The 16,158-nt window shown below is 70.0% G+C and carries 17 protein-coding genes; 9 read left to right on the top strand and 8 right to left on the bottom strand.

What is annotated here, in order from left to right; genetic code table 11:
* Positions 1-221 precede the first annotated feature (221 nt).
* A complete protein-coding gene (gene mnmG, locus VFM98_RS04500) occupies positions 222-2,177 on the bottom strand; it encodes a tRNA uridine-5-carboxymethylaminomethyl(34) synthesis enzyme MnmG (protein WP_325108698.1) in 1,956 nt (651 codons plus the stop codon).
* 177 nt (positions 2,178-2,354) lie between these two features.
* On the opposite strand from mnmG, the gene VFM98_RS04495 reads away from it, so the two are divergent.
* Positions 2,355-2,615 (top strand): YkgJ family cysteine cluster protein, encoded by a 261-nt coding sequence (locus tag VFM98_RS04495; protein WP_325108701.1) that lies wholly within the window; start codon positions 2,355-2,357, stop codon positions 2,613-2,615.
* A gap of 165 nt (positions 2,616-2,780) precedes the next feature.
* A complete protein-coding gene (locus VFM98_RS04490) occupies positions 2,781-3,131 on the top strand; it encodes a hypothetical protein (RefSeq protein ID WP_325108697.1) in 351 nt (116 codons plus the stop codon).
* A gap of 171 nt (positions 3,132-3,302) precedes the next feature.
* Here VFM98_RS04490 and VFM98_RS04485 read toward each other — a convergent pair whose 3' ends face one another.
* A complete protein-coding gene (locus tag VFM98_RS04485; RefSeq protein WP_325108696.1) occupies positions 3,303-4,121 on the bottom strand; it encodes a transglutaminase family protein in 819 nt (272 codons plus the stop codon).
* 153 nt (positions 4,122-4,274) lie between these two features.
* The gene (locus tag VFM98_RS04480; RefSeq protein ID WP_325108695.1) at positions 4,275-5,552 is read right to left on the bottom strand and encodes an AsmA family protein; all 1,278 of its coding nucleotides are present in this window, start codon (positions 5,550-5,552) and stop codon (positions 4,275-4,277) included.
* Positions 5,553-5,669: 117 nt separating this feature from the next.
* Here VFM98_RS04480 and gstA point away from each other — a divergent pair, with 117 nt between their 5' ends.
* Together gstA and VFM98_RS04470 are read left to right on the top strand one after the other, a co-directional pair.
* A complete protein-coding gene (gstA, locus tag VFM98_RS04475) occupies positions 5,670-6,275 on the top strand; it encodes a glutathione transferase GstA (RefSeq protein WP_325108694.1) in 606 nt (201 codons plus the stop codon).
* 247 nt (positions 6,276-6,522) lie between these two features.
* Positions 6,523-7,614, top strand: coding sequence for an alkene reductase (locus tag VFM98_RS04470; RefSeq protein WP_325108693.1), 1,092 nt, complete (start codon positions 6,523-6,525; stop codon positions 7,612-7,614).
* A 4-nt stretch (positions 7,615-7,618) separates the two neighbouring features.
* On the opposite strand, the gene VFM98_RS04465 is transcribed toward VFM98_RS04470, so the two are convergent.
* Positions 7,619-8,203, bottom strand: a complete 585-nt coding sequence (locus VFM98_RS04465; RefSeq protein WP_325108692.1) for a hemerythrin domain-containing protein — start codon at positions 8,201-8,203, stop codon at positions 7,619-7,621.
* Positions 8,204-8,294: 91 nt separating this feature from the next.
* On the bottom strand, positions 8,295-10,577 hold the full coding sequence (locus VFM98_RS04460) for a heavy metal translocating P-type ATPase (RefSeq protein ID WP_325108691.1): 2,283 nt from the start codon (positions 10,575-10,577) through the stop codon (positions 8,295-8,297).
* Between the two features lie 154 nt (positions 10,578-10,731).
* On the opposite strand from VFM98_RS04460, the gene VFM98_RS04455 reads away from it, so the two are divergent.
* Both VFM98_RS04455 and VFM98_RS04450 read left to right on the top strand, forming a co-directional pair.
* Positions 10,732-10,929, top strand: a complete 198-nt coding sequence (locus VFM98_RS04455) for a heavy-metal-associated domain-containing protein (protein WP_325108690.1) — start codon at positions 10,732-10,734, stop codon at positions 10,927-10,929.
* Between the two features lie 74 nt (positions 10,930-11,003).
* Positions 11,004-11,345: a MerR family DNA-binding protein gene (locus VFM98_RS04450; RefSeq protein WP_325108700.1), complete on the top strand. Its 342-nt coding sequence runs from the start codon at positions 11,004-11,006 to the stop codon at positions 11,343-11,345.
* A gap of 9 nt (positions 11,346-11,354) precedes the next feature.
* Here VFM98_RS04450 and VFM98_RS04445 read toward each other — a convergent pair whose 3' ends face one another.
* Positions 11,355-11,705: a hypothetical protein gene (locus tag VFM98_RS04445; RefSeq protein WP_325108689.1), complete on the bottom strand. Its 351-nt coding sequence runs from the start codon at positions 11,703-11,705 to the stop codon at positions 11,355-11,357.
* 256 nt (positions 11,706-11,961) lie between these two features.
* On the opposite strand from VFM98_RS04445, the gene VFM98_RS04440 reads away from it, so the two are divergent.
* Entirely contained in the window at positions 11,962-12,501 is a 540-nt protein-coding gene (locus VFM98_RS04440) for a Spy/CpxP family protein refolding chaperone (RefSeq protein ID WP_325108688.1), read from the top strand.
* Between the two features lie 63 nt (positions 12,502-12,564).
* Here the strand turns inward: VFM98_RS04440 and VFM98_RS04435 are convergent, their stop codons facing one another.
* Positions 12,565-13,188 (bottom strand): hypothetical protein, encoded by a 624-nt coding sequence (locus VFM98_RS04435; RefSeq protein ID WP_325108687.1) that lies wholly within the window; start codon positions 13,186-13,188, stop codon positions 12,565-12,567.
* Positions 13,189-13,330: 142 nt separating this feature from the next.
* Positions 13,331-13,885 carry an acyloxyacyl hydrolase gene (locus VFM98_RS04430; RefSeq protein WP_325108686.1) on the bottom strand — a complete coding sequence of 185 codons (555 nt, stop codon included), beginning with the start codon at positions 13,883-13,885 and terminating at the stop codon, positions 13,331-13,333.
* A gap of 166 nt (positions 13,886-14,051) precedes the next feature.
* Between VFM98_RS04430 and VFM98_RS04425 the strand changes: the two genes are divergently transcribed.
* Entirely contained in the window at positions 14,052-14,825 is a 774-nt protein-coding gene (locus VFM98_RS04425) for an endonuclease/exonuclease/phosphatase family protein (RefSeq protein ID WP_325108685.1), read from the top strand.
* Positions 14,826-14,833: 8 nt separating this feature from the next.
* Entirely contained in the window at positions 14,834-16,093 is a 1,260-nt protein-coding gene (gene clsB, locus VFM98_RS04420) for a cardiolipin synthase ClsB (protein WP_325108684.1), read from the top strand.
* The last annotated feature ends 65 nt before the right edge of the window (positions 16,094-16,158 follow it).

Raw genomic sequence — 16,158 nt, 5'->3', positions numbered from 1 at the left:
CCCAGAGGGGGAGGGAGGAACATCCCACGGCGTCGGGGCCGGGTCAGCTTGGAGGCGGAGCCCTGAAAGCCGAGAGTGCTTGAATGCGCTCGAGCCGCCGCAGTCGAGTTTTACCCCCTCCCCCTTTGGGGGAGGGTGGGGGTGGGGGCGCTTCTCCGGCTGGCCCATCCGTCCCGGCACGCCGACTGCCCCGTCAGCCAAGAAGGGCACCACCCCCTGCCTCATGCCGCCGCCTGCCCCGGCCCTTGGTTGGCCGCATCCGCGAAGCCCTTGAACTTGTTCTTCTTCAGGTGCACCAGCAACAGCGAAATCGCCGCCGGGGTCACCCCCGAGATCCGGGAGGCCAGGCCCAGCGTTTCCGGACGGTGCTTGTTCAGCTTCTGCCGCACCTCGATGCTCAGCGCGGCGACCTGCATGTAGTCGAGCTCGGCCGGCAACCTCAGGTTCTCGTAGTACGCCGCCCGCTGAACTTCGTCCTTCTGCCGTTCGATGTAGCCGGCGTACTTGGCGCCGATCTCGATCTGCTCCACCACCGGCGCGTACAGCTCGCCCAGTGTTTCACGTGAAACAGCCTCGCTCTTCCAGCGCGCGCCTTCCATGGAAACCAGCGCCTCGTACGTCACATCCGGTCGCCGCAGCAGATCGCCCAGGCTGTACTCGTGGTCGATGCCCGTCCTCAGCACCCGCTGGGCCTCGGCTTCCGACAGGATCTTCGGATTCACCCAGGTCGACTTCAGCCGCTCTGTTTCACGTGAAACAGCGTCGCGCTTGCGGCAGAACGCGTCCCACTGGGCGTCGCCTACCAGCCCCATGCGCCGGCCGTCCTCGGTCAGCCGCAGGTCGGCGTTGTCCTCCCGCAGCTGGAGCCGGAACTCGGCCCGGCTGGTGAACATGCGGTAGGGCTCGGTCACGCCCTTGGTGATCAGGTCGTCGACCAGCACGCCCAGGTAGGCCTGGTCGCGTGAAGGCAGCCAGGCGCCCTCCCCCTTCACCTGCAGCGCCGCGTTGACGCCCGCGAACAGGCCTTGCGCCGCCGCCTCCTCGTAGCCGGTGGTGCCGTTGATCTGGCCGGCGAAGAACAGGCCGGCGATGGCCCGGGTCTCGAAGGAGGACTTCAACCCGCGCGGATCGAAGTAGTCGTACTCGATCGCGTAGCCCGGACGCAGGATGTGCGCCCGCTCCAGGCCGGGCAGCGTCCGCACCAGCCCGAGCTGGATGTCGAACGGCAGGCTGGTCGAAATCCCGTTCGGGTAGAACTCGTTGGTCGTCAGGCCTTCCGGCTCCAGGAAGACCTGGTGGCTGTCCTTGTCCTTGAAGCGGTTGATCTTGTCCTCGACGCTCGGGCAGTAGCGCGGCCCCACGCCCTCGATCCGGCCGGTGAACATCGGGCTGCGGTCGAAGCCGGAGCGGATGATCTCGTGCGTGCGTTCGTTGGTGTGGGTGATCCAGCACGGCACCTGGCGCGGATGCATGTCCGCGCGGCCCATGAAGCTGAACACCGGCACCGGCTCCAGGTCGCCGGGCTGCTCCTCGCAGCGGCTGAAGTCGACGGTGCGGCCGTCGATGCGCGGCGGCGTGCCGGTCTTCAGGCGGCCCTGCGGCAGCTTCAGTTCCTTCAGCCGGGCGGAGAGCGAAACCGCCGGCGGATCGCCGGCCCGCCCGGCGGCATAGTTTTCCAGGCCGACGTGAATCTTGCCGTCCAGGAAAGTGCCGGCCGTGAGCACCACGGCCCGGGCGCGAAAGCGGATCCCGATCTGCGTCACCGCGCCCACCACCCGGTCGCCCTCCACCATCAGGTCGTCGACGGCCTGCTGGAACAGCGTCAGGTTCGGCTGGTTCTCCAGCCGGCGCCGGATCGCCGCCTTGTAGAGGATGCGATCGGCCTGGGCCCGCGTTGCACGCACGGCCGGCCCCTTGCTGGAATTGAGGATCCGGAACTGGATCCCGGCCTCGTCGGTCGCGATCGCCATCGCGCCGCCGAGCGCATCCACTTCCTTGACCAGGTGGCCCTTGCCGATCCCGCCGATCGACGGGTTGCAGCTCATTTGCCCGAGCGTCTCGATGTTGTGGGTGAGCAGCAGGGTGCGGCAGCCCATGCGCGCGGAGGCAAGGGCCGCTTCGGTGCCGGCGTGGCCGCCGCCGACGACGACGACGTCGAATTCTTCGGGGTAAAGCATGGGAAGGGGCGCCGGTCCGGGGCGCAGGGGCACGAGGCCAATCGAGGAAAGGGGGAGATTTTACGGGCGGGGCTGCAAGGCTGCCGGCCCGGCGCCGGGCGCCCCTTCGACCCAAGCGGCTCCCGCGAAGCCGGTAGCGAGCGGCTCCATGCCGAAGCCGTTAAGCTCCACGCCGTCATGAATTGCAGGCCAGGCTGTGGTGCGTGCTGCATCGCGCCCTCGATCACTTCCCCGATTCCCGGCATGCCGAACGGCAAGAGGGCCGGCGAGCGCTGCGTCCAGCTGAGCGCGGACAACGCCTGCCGGATCTTCGGCCGGCCGGAGCGACCGGCCTTCTGCGCCGGCCTCCGCCCTTCCGCCGAGATGTGCGGCAGCAGCCGGGGGCACGCGCTCGCCTGGCTGCGCGTGCTGGAAGAGGCTACCAGTCCGACCGACTGAGCAGTCGGGCCCACAGATCGTCCGCGACCCCGACGCACCCGAAAGTTCCGAGTGCAACGCGGGATTGCTCGCCCGAAGACTCTGACCTGAGGCCCCGCCCTGCGCCGATAACCCGCCCCCCTGCTCGACCGCCATGCTGGGCGCGTGTCCTTTGAGGAGATCGACATGAAGCACAAGAGCTTGATTGCAGCGCTCGCCACCGCCGGTGGCCTCTTCGCGATGGGCAGCGCCCATGCCATCGCGCCGGCAGCGGCGGCTGCCGCCGCCGCCCTGGCCGGCGCCGCGGTGGGTACCGCCGCGGCCCAGCCCAACCCGCCTGCGGTCGCGGTCGTGCCGAGCAATCCGACAGTGGTGCTCGGCGGCCCGCCCGCCACCGTGATCCAGGAGGTGATCCCGGCGCCGCGGGAAGGCTACAGCTGGCAGCAGGGCCACTACGAGGTCCACGACGGCATCACCACCTGGATGCCGGGCCACTGGGTCGCCAACGAGCCGGTCGTGATTTATGAGGACGACTGACGCGGGTTGATCCGCCGACCACGAGGGGCGCCCGACCGGGCGCCCCTCATTCATTCGGGAGCCGAAGTGCGCGCCCCTGCTTGGGACCGGACGCGCATAGCAATCCGCCGAAGCCGCGAAGCCTATGCTCACTTCCCCGGAGAGGCTTATCTAGTGAGGGCTCGCCAACAACTAGATGGCCAGCACCGGGCTCGCCGGCCGCGGATCGTGCTCCAGCACCATCACTTCCTTGCGCGTCATCTGCAGCTGGCCGAAGATCGTCGCGAAGGCCACGTCCTTGGCGTCGCGGCCGGTGCCGATGCGCACCAGCCGGTCCACCGGCGCCATCCCGGTCGGGTCGAACAGCACCCAGCGGCCGCCGAGCCAGGCCTCGAAGACCGCGTGGAAGTCCTGCGGCGGCTCGTCGAACCAGACATAGCCCACCACGATGCGCGCCGGGATGTTGAGGGCGCGGCAGAAGGTGATGCCCAGATGCGCGAAGTCGCGGCACACCCCGGCGCGCTGCTCGAAGACCTCCTGCGCCGTCGTGGTCGAATGCGTGCTGCCGGGCTTGTACGCGATGTGCTCGCGGATCCACTCCACCAGCGCCCGCACCCGGCCGATGCCGGGCGGCAGCGCACCGAACATGCGCACCACTTCGCCGCACAGCACGTCGGACTCGCAATAACGCGTGGCCAGCAGGTAGGGGAAGATCTCGTCCGGCACTTCGCCGACGGGCGTCTCGCGCAGGGCCGGGTTGGGATCGGGCGTGTTCACTTCCACCTCGGCCTGGTAGCTCACCTTCAACGGGCCCGGTGCCGCGTCGAAGCGGATGTAGCGGTTGCCGCTGGCGCGGTCCACCGCGCTGTGCGGCGTGACCCCGGAGGAGATGCCCAGGCGCTCGCCCAGGATCTTCTGGGTGGGCCAGTGCGCCGCCTCGATGTTGAAGCAGAAGTGCGTGGGCGAATGGACCTGGTATTCGAGGACCGTTTCGACGGTCGAAAGGTGCATGGAGGTGCGCGGAGTGGCGACATCTCATCCTAGGCGGTGCGGACGGGGGCGCGGTGTAGGACGCGAGGCTTCGCCAACGCTGGGCTTCGGCCTGCGGCACTCGGCACCAGCCGCTACGGGTGCCGCTGCGGCGCGGCTCCGCACTGAAGGAGCCTACTTGAACAGCCCCCGCAGCGTCTCGCCGATCTTGTCGCCGGCCGTGGCGCCGGCGGCCGTGCCGGCGCCGGGGGCGATCAGGGTGCCGACGGCGGCGCCGACCAGGGCGCCGCGCGTGAGCATCACGCTCGGGTCGTCGACCGTGCCGCCCACCACCAGCGGCACGCCGATCGCGCCCTTGGTGCTGGCCACGTCCACGTTCACGCGCCCGCTGAGCGCCTTGCTCGGTGCGATGGCGACGTTGCCGGTGGCGGAAAGCGCCCCCGAAGTCGCGACCAGGTTGCTCAGTTGCACCGACTTGCCGTGCGTGGTGACCTGGCCGGCCAGCGTGTCCAGGCGCGTGCTGCCGCCGCGGCTCAGGCCCACGGTCTGCACGGCCTTCTGCAGGTCGATGCCGTCCACCAGCGCGTCGCGCACGGTGAAGCGCGTCTGCGTGCTCATCGCGTCGCCCAGCTGCCCGAGTTCACGGAACTCGGAGCGGATGCTGGTCTGCGCCTGCAACTTGCCCGTCAGCACCTTGCTGGGCGCGGTGAGCGCCGAGACCTCGACACCCTCCGTGTTGAACTGCCCCTGCAGCAACTGCGTGCCGGCCGCCCTGCCCGGCGCCAGCCGCAGCGCGCCCATGATGCGGCCGCCGCCGATGTCCACCCGCAGCGGCCACTGCTCGCCCTTGCGCTCGATCGCGCCGTGCGTGCCCGCGAAGCGCCCCTTCAGGATCTCGAACGAGGCGCGCTCCAGCATGCCGTCGTCGCCGAGGTCGGCTTCGGCATGCACGGTCATCGTCTGGCCCTTGTCGTCGATCCAGGTGATCTCGTCCAGCACCGCGCGCCGCGGGAAGGCGACGAAGGACGGGCCCTCGTCCTGCGCGGGCGGCGCGGGCGGCTTGGCCGCCCCTTTCTCCTTCTTCTGCATCGCGCTGCCCAGGGTGGCGATGCCCGCCTGCGGCAGCACCGCCTTGCGCACCACCAGCGTGGCGATCTCCAGCCGCTGCTCCAGCAGGCCGCTCCACACCGGGCGCAGTTCGACGCGGCCCACGGTCAGCGCCGGGCGCGTCTGCAGCTGCACGTCGTCCACCGCCACCGCGGGCAAGGGCCACAGATCCACCGACAGTCGCCCCAGGCGCAGCGGCACACCCAGCGCCGCCGTGGCCTGTTGCTCCACGCGCTGGCGGAAGTCGTCGGTGCGCAGCCAGTTCTGCAAGGCCACGGCGATGCCGACCAGCAGGAGCACGAAGGCGGCGAACAGGATCGCCGCCCATTTGAGGAACTTGGCCATCCGTTCATTGTGGCCAAGGCTGACACGGCCCCAAACCGTGCACGGCTTCCCCTTTGTGGCTAGCATGGATTTCTTCACGAATCCGTCACCCCACCCAGAGCAAAGGAAGAAACGCGAATGAAGCTTTACTACTCCCCCGGCGCCTGTTCGCTCTCTCCCCACATCGTGCTGCGCGAAGCGGGCCTCGCCTTCGAGCCGGTGCTGGCCCCCACCAAGACGCACAAGCTGCAGGACGGCACCGATTACTACAGCATCAACCCGCTCGGCTACGTGCCGATGCTGGAGCTCGATGACGGCACGCGCCTGCGCGAAGGACCGGCCATCGTGCAGTACGTGGCCGACCAGGTGCCGCAGAAGAACCTCGCCCCCGCCAACGGCACCCTGCCGCGTTACCGCCTGCAGGAGTGGCTCACCTTCATCGGCACCGAGATCCACAAGACCTTCTCGCCGCTGTTCATGCCCGCCACGCCGGAAGACGCCAAGCCCATGTTCCGCGACAAGCTGGCCAACCGCTTCGAATTCGTCGACCGGCAGCTCGAAGGCAAGGACTACCTGATGGGCGACCACTTCAGCGTCGCCGACGCCTACCTCTACGTCGTGACGCGTTGGACCAAGCCGATGAACATCGACATCGCGAAGTTCAAGAACCTGGTGGCGCACAACGCGCGGGTGGATGCGCGGCCGGCGGTGCAGGAGGCGTTGAAGGTCGAGAAGTTGATTTGAACGGGCGCGGAAGCGCTAGGCTTCGGCGCTATCGCGGCTCAGCTTCCGCGGCTTCGCCGCGCCAGCCTACCAACAGCCGATTCGCAGGCTGGTCTCCGTAGGCTGGTGCTGAGTCGCGACAGCGCGTCCGAGCGCCGGAGGCGGCGCGTAGTTCGAGCGCATGCTCGATCAGCCCAGCGATTCGCCTCCACCCCTTACTCCCGGCGTTCTCCCACGAACGCCGGTTTCGTTTGCGCCACCAACAGGCATGAAATCCTTGTTCGAACCCGTGCAGCTCGGAAGGCTGCAACTGCCCAATCGCATCGTCATGGCGCCGCTGACGCGCAACCGCGCACCGGACGCCATTCCCACCCCCCTCATGGCGGAGCACTACGCGCAGCGCGCCTCCGCGGGGCTCATCATCAGCGAGGCCACGGCCATCACCCAGCAGGGCCAGGGCTATGCCGACGTGCCGGGGCTCTACGGCACCGAGCAGCTCGATGGCTGGAAGAAGGTGACCGACGCGGTGCACCGCAAAGGCGGCCGCATCTACTGCCAGCTGTGGCACGTCGGGCGCGTCTCGCACGTCGACCTGCAGCCCCACGGCGGCAAGCCGGTCGCGCCGTCGGCGATCCCGGCGAAAACCAAGACCTGGCTCGGCGGCCACTTCGTCCCGGTCTCCGAGCCGCGCGCCCTCGACGCGGGCGAGCTGCCCGGCATCGTGCAGGACTTCCGCCACGCGGCGCGCCACGCCGTCGCCAGCGGCGGTTTCGACGGCGTGGAAGTGCACGGGGCCAACGGCTACCTGCTGGACCAGTTCCTCAAGAGCGGCGCCAACGAGCGGCGCGACGACTACGGCGGCTCCATTCCCAACCGCGCGCGCCTGCTGCTCGAGGTGATGCGCGCGGTGGCCGAGGAGATCGGCGCCGACCGCGTGGGCGTGCGCCTCTCGCCGGTGACGCCCGCCAACGACATCGTCGATGCCGACCCGCAGCCCCTGTTCGAGTACGTGGTGCGCGAGCTCGCGAAGATCGGCCTCGCCTACGTGCACGTGATCGAGGGCGCGACCGGCGGGCCGCGCGAAGTCGACGGCCGCCCCTTCGACTACGCGGCACTGCAGCGCGCCTGGCGCGACGCGGGCGCCAAGGGCGCCTGGATGGTGAACAACGGCTACGACCGCCGGCTGGCGGAGCAGGCGCTGGAGCAAGGCGCCGACCTCGTCGCCTTCGGCCGCGCCTACATCGCCAACCCGGACCTGGTGGAGCGCCTGCGCGCCAACGCGCCGCTGGCGGACCTCGACAAGGCCACGCTGTACGGCGGCGGCGCCAAGGGCTACACGGACTACCCGGCGCTGAAGTGAAGGGTCAGAACGCCGGCCCGACGCCGATCGGGGCCGGCGTCTTCATCACGATGCGCGTGAACAGGCGGTCGTAGACCGGGTCGTGGGTGCCGGTGGCAATCGGGTCGCGGTGCTCCTGGAACGCTGCGTCGAGCTCGGCCCAGTCCGCCGGCGACAGCAGCTGCACCGCCGTGGGCAGGATCTCCGTTTCCTCGATGCGCATGTGCGCGAGGTAGAAGTCCGCGTAGTCACGGGCGGCCTGCTGGAAGCTCTCGCGCCGGCTATCGCCGAGCAGCTCCCATCCGAGCAGCCGGTGCTGCAGTTCGCGCACCCGGCTTTCGCCGGCCAGGTGGTCGTCTTCCAGCCGCCGGATCACGGGCATCAGCTGCGGCGCCACGCGGGCAACCTTGGGAAACAGCAGGTCCGATTCCTTGGGGTGGTGGCGGCGCTCGGGAAATTCGTCGATGTAGAACAGCATCGCGCGCATCACGTCGAAGAAGCGCGCGGGCTCCTCGTCCGGGCTGTGCTCGATCATCTGCAGCAGCGAACGCAGGACGGCCGCGACGGCGGCATGCTCGTCGCGGATGATTTGCAGGGCGGGTCGGGGCATGGGACGCTGGGCTCTCCTGCCGGTCAGGTTCGCATGCACCCCCGCCGCCCCGGTTGATTCACGTCAACCGGTCGCCCGGCACGCAAAGCGCTCACGCCTCTTCGTTGACGTGGCGCACCTGGGTGCCCTGGGGGTGGCGCCGGCCGCCGGCGTCCCTCGCAGGCTGGTGCCGAGCGCCGCCAGACGGTTGGCCAGCGCCTTTCCACCGCTTCAACAACAGCGCATTCGTCAGCACGCTCACGCTCGACAAGGCCATCGCCGCCCCCGCGACCACCGGGCTCAGGTAGCCGAGGGCCGCCAGCGGGATCCCCGCCACATTGTACGCGAAGGCCCAGAACAGGTTCTGCCGGATCTTGCGCACGGTGCGGTGCGAGATGTCCAGCGCGCCGGCCACCAGGCCCACGTCGCCGCGCATCAGCGTCACGCCGGCAGCGTGCATGGCCACGTCGGTACCGGTGCCCATCGCGACGCCGACGTCGGCGGCGGCGAGCGCCGGCGCGTCGTTGACGCCGTCGCCCACCATCGCCACCACGTGGCCACCCTCGCGCAGCGCCGCCACGTGCGCGGCCTTGTCGCCGGGCAGCACTTCCGCCTGGACCTCGTCCGCGCGCAGCCCCAGGCGCTGCGCCATGGCCTGCGCCGCGGCGCGGTTGTCGCCGGAGATCATCACCAGCCGCAGCCCGCGCTGGCGCAGGCGCTCCAGCGCCGCAGCCGCGCCCGGCTTGGCTTCGTCGGCGAAGGCCATCAGGGCGCGGAGGGCAAGCGCCCCGCCGCTGTGTTCCACCAGCGCCGAGAGCGTGGCGCCTTCGCCCTGCAGCCGGTCCGCCTCGGGCGCAAGGACGCCGAGCGGCACGCCCAGTTCCTGCAGCCAGCGCAGGCTGCCGATCAGATAGGCGCGGCCGCCGACCTGGCCCTCGGTGCCGCGCCCGGCGACGGCGCGGACCTCCTGTGGCGTTTCCACCGCCAGCCCGCGCTCGCGCGCCGCGGCCATCACCGCGCGCGCCAGCGGATGTTCGCTGCCGCTTTGCAGGCTGGCCGCAGCGGCCAGCTGCTGCGCCTCGTCGGCGCCCGGAGCCACCGCGAAGGCCACCAGCCGCGGCCGGCCCACCGTCAGCGTGCCGGTCTTGTCGAAGGCCACCGTGTCGACGCGGTGCGCCAGCTCCAGCGCCTGCGCGTCCTTGATCAGGATGCCCTGCCGGGCCGCCACCCCGGTGCCGGCCATGATCGCCGCCGGCGTCGCCAGGCCCAGCGCACAGGGGCAGGCGATCACCAGCACGGCCACGGCCCGGATCAGGGCCGGCTCGATGCCGGCGCCGGCCAGGAGCCAGCCGCCCAGCGTGATCGCCGCGATCACCAGCACCACCGGCACGAACACGGCCGAGACCTGGTCCACCAGCCGCTGGATCGGCGCCTTGCCGGCCTGCGCGTCCTCGACCAGCCGGATGATCTGCGCCAGCACGCTTTCGCTGCCGACGGCGGTGGCGCGCATCACGAAGCGCCCTTCGCCGTTGATGCTGCCGCCGGTGACGCGCGCACCCACGCCCTTGGCCACCGGCAGCGGCTCGCCGGTGAGCATCGATTCGTCCACCTGCGTCTCGCCCTGCTCCACCAGGCCGTCGGCCGGCACGCGCTCGCCGGGGCGCACCACCAGCTGGTCGCCCTGCATCACTTCGGCCAGCGGCAGGTCGGCCTCCTTGCCGCCCTTGACGATCACGTGCGCGGTTTCGGGCCGCAGCGCCTGCAGCGCGCGGATGGCGGCGGTGGTCTGCCGCTTGGCGCGCGCCTCCAGCCACTTGCCCAGCAGCACCAGCGTGACCACCACGGCCGACGCTTCGTAGTACAGGTGCGCGTGGCCTTGCACCAGCCACAGCCACGTGGAAAGGCCCCAGCCGGCGCTGGTGCCGATGGCCACCAGCAGGTCCATGTTGCCGCTGCCCGCCTTCAGCGCATGCCAGCCGGCGCGATAGAAGCGCGCGCCCAGCACGAACTGCACCGGCGTGGCCAGCGCGAACTGCAGCCAGGCCGGCAGCATCCAGTGCAGGCCGAAGGGCTCGCCCAGCATGGGTGCCACGAGCGGCAGCGACAGCAGCAGGCCGATCGCCACCGGGGCGAAGCCGGCCCAGGGGGAGAGGTTCTCCTGCGCCCCTTCCTCGCGCGCCCGCGGCTCGTAGCCCGCGTTGCGCACGGCACGGCGGATCTGCGCTTCCATCTGCTCGGAAGGCGCGAAGGTCACGCGGGCCGATTCGGTGGCGAGGTTGACCGTGGCGTCGGTGACGCCGGGTACCTTCTTCAGCGCCCGCTCGACGCGCGCCACGCACGACGCGCAGGTCATGCCGGCAACGCCGAGGTCGAGAGTGGTGGTGGAGCTGTCCATGGCTGCGATGGTCGACCTTGCCATGGTGGCAAGGTCAAGCCTTGACGCCGGTCAACCCGGCGCCGGGCGGGGGCAAACCGCCTCCGATTGACCTTACCATGGTGGAAGGGTTCAAGCTTCGCCCCGTACCGCAACCCGAGAGGAAAGGAAACCCATGAACCAGACGTTCCAGGTCACCGGCATGACGTGCAACCACTGCGTCGGCGCCGTCACCGAAGCCGTCAAGTCGGTCGATCCGCAGGCCGAGGTGAAGATCGACCTGCCCAGCGGCAAGGTCGAGGTCCAGTCGCAGCAGGACCGCGGGGCGATCGCCCGCGCCATCGAGGAAGAAGGCTACAAGGTCGCCGCTTGAAGCGCGATGCGATCGGCACCGGCTGGCCGGTCAACATCGGCGAGGCGGCGCGGCTGTCCGGCGTGTCGGCCAAGATGGTGCGGCACTACGAGGGCCTGGGCCTGCTTCCGCGGGTGGCGCGCACGGACAGCGGCTACCGCCAGTACGGCGAGGCCGACGTGCACACGCTGCGCTTCATCAAGCGGGCGCGCGACCTGGGCTTCTCGATGGAGGAGATCGGCGAGCTCGTCGGCCTGTGGCAGAACCGCCGGCGCGCGAGCGCCAATGTGCGACGCATCGCGCAGAAGCACGCGGAGGAGCTGGCGCAGCGCATCGCGCACATGCAGGAGATGCAGCGCACGCTGCAGCACCTGATTCATTGCTGCCACGGCGACGAGAGGCCGGAGTGTCCGATCCTCGACGAGCTGGCGCGGTGACGCGCGGTCTTATTTCGGCGTCTGCTGCTCGCGTCGCAAGGCCTCCTCCAGCTGCCGTTGCAGCTCGAGGGCTTCCTTGGTCTGCGCCTCGCGCATGATGCGCGTCGGGCCGGCGCCGAGCGCGCGGGTGTCGACGCCGGAGCGTTGCTGTGCGGCCGCCATCGCCTCGCGTTGCGCCAGCACCGGCTCGTCCATCAGGATCACGGCGCCGGAACTGGCCCGCTCGGTGGCAGGCAGCGGAGCTGCATCGGTCATCACGCGCGGTTCGGGGGCGGTCAACTGCGCCAGCGCCGCGCCGGTGCCGAAGAGGGCGGTAGCCAGTACTCCGGCCGCCGCTCGCACGAAAGCCTGGTACCTCATGGTGTACTCCTTCAAGCGATCTGGTGGAAAGCGATCTCGTGAAAGCCACTGTCAACCTGCCCGGCCGTGCGTGGCGTCGCCCCCGGTGGACGCTTCCCGTAGGACCGGTTCGACCCTGCCTGTACACACCAGAATAGCGCACAGCTTCGGTTCTTTACACAGCCGCAACGGCGGGGCGATGGCCGGGAAACATCCACTGTCCAGACTGCGGGGCAACGGGCGAGCACGCCCGCCAGTTCAACGAAAGGACCCCGACATGAAATCGCTGCACCGCCACCTGCTGACCGCCGGCCTGCTGGCCAGCCTGGGCCTGGCAGCCGTCGCCCAGACGCAGACCTTGCCCGCGCCGCCGGCCAGCCAGTCTGCCCCGCAGAGGATGCACGGCGACCACGGCCGCATGGACCCGGCGCGCATGGAGCGCTTCCGCGCCCGCATGGAACAGCGCATGGCCAAGCGCCTGGGCCACCTGAAGGAAAAGCTGCAGATCTCCCGCGGCCAGGAAAGCGCCTGGGAGACCTGGACGGCCGCCCTCAAGCCGGCCCAGCGCCTGCAGCGCCCCGACCGTGCCGCCTTCAAGGCCATGAGCACGCCCGAGCGCATCGACCGCTTCAAGGCACTGCGTGCCCAGCGCGCCGCCGAGATGGACAAGCGCCTGGACGCCACCAAGAGCTTCTACGCCCAGCTCACGCCGGACCAGCAGAAGACGTTCGACAAGGTGGGCATGCGCTTCGTCCGCTCCGGCGGCCACAAGCGCGGCCACTTCGGTCACCATCGCCAGCATCGCCACCACGGCTGATCGCCGTCGGCGCCAACGAAAAAGCCCGGACCACCCGGGCTTTTTTCATGCCTCGCGGAACGCTCAGCCCGGAAGGTAGCCGCACGGCGTGGTGCCGGCGCAGACGTCGTGGCTCGCTTCGAAGCCGGAGTTCGGGATGATGGTGCCCGGGCTCACGAGGACGGTGCTCGGCCCGTACCAGGTGGTGGTGGCGGTGGTGCCGTAGGCCGGGCCCGCCCCCAGCGTGGTGGTGTCGACGATCACCGGGGCCATTGCGGTCCGCTCCACTTCCACCACCCGCGCGCTCGAGAGCATCGGGCGCGATTCGCCGAGCACGGTGTTGGCGTCGAAGTGGCTGTTCGGGAACACGTAGACCGGCCGGGTCGTGGTGACCGTCGTGGCGGTGGTGGTGCGCGGCGTCATCGTGGCCGGGCCGGCGCCGAGCGCCGTGGTGTCCAGCATCTCGTTGGAGGCGACCATGGTGTTCTGGTCGGCGCGCACGCCCAGGGCGAGCAGCTCGGCCTGGCTGGGCGCCGTGGTGCTGCTGCGGGCCAGCACCGCATTGGCGAGACCGTTCTCGACGGCGTTCTCGCCCAGTTCCACATGGGTTCCGTCCGGATAGAAGATCGCGTCGGCCTGCGCCACGCCGCCGGCCACGGCCATCACGCCGGCGACGAACAGGGCTCGTGTCAGAGAGGTCTTTTTCATCGATTGCTCCGTACTGATCAGTGTGTAGGGATGCCCGGCGTTGCACCGGGTGCGTGTGATCCAGTTTGGAGCGCCCCCACCCCGGCCGTATCGGCGCGGTGTGACAGCAGGCGTAGGACGGGCCGCGCCGGCGGTACGCCCGTCAGAAGCGATGCACGTACCGCAGCTGCAGGAAGTCCTGGCCCGGGTTCGGATGGCGGACGCCGCCGTTGGAGACGTGCACCCAGCGCAGGCCCACCTCCTGCGGGCTGGCCGCGCCGCCGAAGCTGTAGCCCACGCCCACCGTGTCGTAGAAGTTCCAGCGGGTGCTGAAGCGCTTGCGCGGCGTCTCGAAATCGCGGTCGAACCAGCTGGCCCCGATGCCCAGCGAGATGAACCAGGGCGAGGCCCCGCGGTCCAGCCGCATGCGCAGCGAGGGCAGCACCACCAGCTGCGTCAGCGCATCGTTGCCGCCGCCCACCGCCTCGTGGCGCCAGCGGTTGACCATGAGCTCCGTGTGCGCGGTGAGTTCCGCCTTGCGCCGCAGCGCCTCGAAATCCCAGTCCCAGACCAGGCCGACGCCGGCCATGCGGGTGCCGTGCTTGCCGAATCCGACCTGCGCCGAAATGCCGTCCGGCTTGAAGTCGGCGGCCGCTGCCGGCGCCGCCGCGGCCACCGCCATGGCGCCCGCCAGCAGCATCGTCGTTGTAGTTTTCATGGGGGATGGATCCTACACGGCGCCGCTCGCGGCCGGGGCGCCCTTGCGCGACAGGCGCCGCCGCCGTCCGCCACAAAGAGTTGGCCTGCCGTCCTACTTCTGCGCTCCAGCTAGGCGCTTACAAAACCAGTTCCCCCAACAAGAACTTCCACCAGTGCCCATGGACATGAGCGACATGCCCCAGGAACCGAGGCCCCCGCAGCTCACCGTGATGACGGTGAACATCCACAAGGGCTTCACCACCTTCAACCGCAAGTTCATCCTGCCCGAGCTGCGCGACGCGATCCGCAAGGTGGGCGCCGACGTGGTCTTCATGCAGGAGGTGCTGGGCACGCACGAGGGGCACAGCCGCAAGATCGCCGACTGGCCGGAGGCGCCGCCCTACGAATTCCTGGCCGACGAGATCTGGCCGCAGCACGCCTACGGCCGCAACGCCGTCTATCCCAAGGGCCACCACGGCAACGCCGTGATGTCCAAGTTCCGGATCGTCCACTACCGCAACCACGACGTGTCGATCTCCGGGCCCGAGCGGCGGGGGCTGCTGCACTGCGTGCTGGAGGTGCCGGGCTACGAGAAGCAGGTGCACACGATCTGCGTCCACCTGGGGCTGGCGGAGGTGCACCGGCAGCAGCAGCTGGATCTCCTCTGCCAGATCACGCACAGCGAGATGCCGCCGGACGCGCCGCTGATCGTGGCCGGCGACTTCAACGACTGGCGCCGGCGCGCCAACGACGTCCTGTGGCGCGAGGCCGGCCTGCGCGAGATCTTCGTCACCGCCTACGGCGAGCCCGCCAAGACCTTCCCCTCGATCTTCCCGGTGCTGTCGCTCGACCGCATCTACGTGCGCAACTGCTCGGTGCACCTGCCCGTGGTGCTGCCGCGCCGGCCCTGGTCGCACCTGTCCGATCACGCGCCCCTGGTGGCCGAGATCCAGCTGTGAAGGCTTCCATGGACCGTCGCTGGATCCCGGGCAACCACTTCGAGCTGCTGGAAAACGGCGAGGAGTTCTTCCCGCGCGTGTTCGCGTGCATCGCCAACGCCAAGCGCGAGGTGATCGTCGAGACCTTCATCCTCTTCGAGGACAAGGTGGGCCTGCAACTGCAGGAGGCGCTGATCGCCGCCGCGCGCCGCGGCGCCCAGGTGGACATCACCATCGACGACTGGGGCTCGCCGGACCTGTCGGGGCAGTTCCTCGGCGCGCTGCGCGAGGCCGGCGTGCGCGTCCACTCCTTCAACCCGGGCCCGCGTCCCTTCGGCCTGCGGCCGCACCTGCTGCGGCGCATGCACCGCAAGATCGTGGTAGTGGACCGCGAGGTCGCCTTCGTGGGCGGCATCAACTATTCGGCCGACCACCTGGCCGACTTCGGCCCCGAGGCCAAGCAGGACTACGCGGTGGAGATCCGCGGGCCCCTGGTGGCGGAGATCCACCGCTTCTGCCACGCCGCGCTGGCCGAAGGCCTGCGCCACCAGCGCGGCAAGCGCCAGTGGTGGCGCGGGCGCAAGCAGTGGCGCGCCGCACCCGAGCAGCTGCCGCTGGCGGGCACGGCCGATGCCATCTTCGTGGTGCGCGACAACGGCCTGCACATGGACGACATCGAGCGGCACTACCGCATCGCGATCCGTGCCGCCCGCAAGCGCATCATCATCGCCAACGCCTACTTCTTCCCGGGCTACCGCTTCATCAAGGAGCTGAAGCGGGCCGCCCGCCGCGGCGTGGACGTGCGCTTGATCCTGCAGGGCCAGCCCGACATGGCCTTCGTGAAGACGGCGGCCGGCATGCTGTACCACCGCCTGCTGCGCTACGGCATCCGCATCTACGAATACTGCGAGCGGCCCCTGCACGGCAAGGTGGCCGTGATGGACGACGAGTGGTGCACGGTGGGATCGAGCAATCTCGACCCCATGAGCCTGGTCTTCAACCTGGAGGCCAACGTCGTCATCCGCGACCGCGCCTTCACGCAGATCCTGGCCGCCAACCTGCAGAAGCTGATGTGCGACGCCTGCAACGAGATCACGGCGCAGGACCTTGGCGAACTCAAGGGCTGGCCCTTGGTGCAGAGCTTCCTCGCCTACCACCTGGCGCGGCGCTATCCGCGCTGGGCCTCCTGGCTGCCACGCCACGTGCCGCGCCTGCTGCCGGCCGCGCCGACGACGCAGGGCAAGCCGCCGCTGGCCGCGGCCTTCGCCGGCGCCAAGGAGAAGGCCTGATGCGGCACCACTGGTCATGGCCCTGGATCAAGCGCGCGCTCGGCATCGCCTTCCTGGCGGTCGTC

The sequence above is a fragment of the Ramlibacter sp. genome (assembly GCF_035706265.1).
In the GTDB taxonomy this organism is placed as follows: Bacteria; Pseudomonadota; Gammaproteobacteria; order Burkholderiales; family Burkholderiaceae_C; genus Ramlibacter.
This window is presented reverse-complemented; position numbering and strand designations above follow the sequence as displayed.

Excerpts from the sequence above, each read along its gene's own strand:
- mnmG (WP_325108698.1), bottom strand. The coding sequence starts at position 2,177 with ATGCTTTACCCCGAAGAATTCGACGTCGTCGTCGTCGGCGGCGGCCAC.
- VFM98_RS04495 (WP_325108701.1), top strand. The coding sequence starts at position 2,355 with ATGAATTGCAGGCCAGGCTGTGGTGCGTGCTGCATCGCGCCCTCGATC.
- VFM98_RS04490 (WP_325108697.1), top strand. The coding sequence starts at position 2,781 with ATGAAGCACAAGAGCTTGATTGCAGCGCTCGCCACCGCCGGTGGCCTC.
- VFM98_RS04485 (WP_325108696.1), bottom strand. The coding sequence starts at position 4,121 with ATGCACCTTTCGACCGTCGAAACGGTCCTCGAATACCAGGTCCATTCG.
- VFM98_RS04480 (WP_325108695.1), bottom strand. The coding sequence starts at position 5,552 with ATGGCCAAGTTCCTCAAATGGGCGGCGATCCTGTTCGCCGCCTTCGTG.
- gstA (WP_325108694.1), top strand. The coding sequence starts at position 5,670 with ATGAAGCTTTACTACTCCCCCGGCGCCTGTTCGCTCTCTCCCCACATC.
- VFM98_RS04470 (WP_325108693.1), top strand. The coding sequence starts at position 6,523 with ATGAAATCCTTGTTCGAACCCGTGCAGCTCGGAAGGCTGCAACTGCCC.
- VFM98_RS04465 (WP_325108692.1), bottom strand. The coding sequence starts at position 8,203 with ATGCCCCGACCCGCCCTGCAAATCATCCGCGACGAGCATGCCGCCGTC.
- VFM98_RS04460 (WP_325108691.1), bottom strand. The coding sequence starts at position 10,577 with ATGGACAGCTCCACCACCACTCTCGACCTCGGCGTTGCCGGCATGACC.
- VFM98_RS04455 (WP_325108690.1), top strand. The coding sequence starts at position 10,732 with ATGAACCAGACGTTCCAGGTCACCGGCATGACGTGCAACCACTGCGTC.
- VFM98_RS04450 (WP_325108700.1), top strand. The coding sequence starts at position 11,004 with ATGGTGCGGCACTACGAGGGCCTGGGCCTGCTTCCGCGGGTGGCGCGC.
- VFM98_RS04445 (WP_325108689.1), bottom strand. The coding sequence starts at position 11,705 with ATGAGGTACCAGGCTTTCGTGCGAGCGGCGGCCGGAGTACTGGCTACC.
- VFM98_RS04440 (WP_325108688.1), top strand. The coding sequence starts at position 11,962 with ATGAAATCGCTGCACCGCCACCTGCTGACCGCCGGCCTGCTGGCCAGC.
- VFM98_RS04435 (WP_325108687.1), bottom strand. The coding sequence starts at position 13,188 with ATGAAAAAGACCTCTCTGACACGAGCCCTGTTCGTCGCCGGCGTGATG.
- VFM98_RS04430 (WP_325108686.1), bottom strand. The coding sequence starts at position 13,885 with ATGAAAACTACAACGACGATGCTGCTGGCGGGCGCCATGGCGGTGGCC.
- VFM98_RS04425 (WP_325108685.1), top strand. The coding sequence starts at position 14,052 with ATGAGCGACATGCCCCAGGAACCGAGGCCCCCGCAGCTCACCGTGATG.
- clsB (WP_325108684.1), top strand. The coding sequence starts at position 14,834 with ATGGACCGTCGCTGGATCCCGGGCAACCACTTCGAGCTGCTGGAAAAC.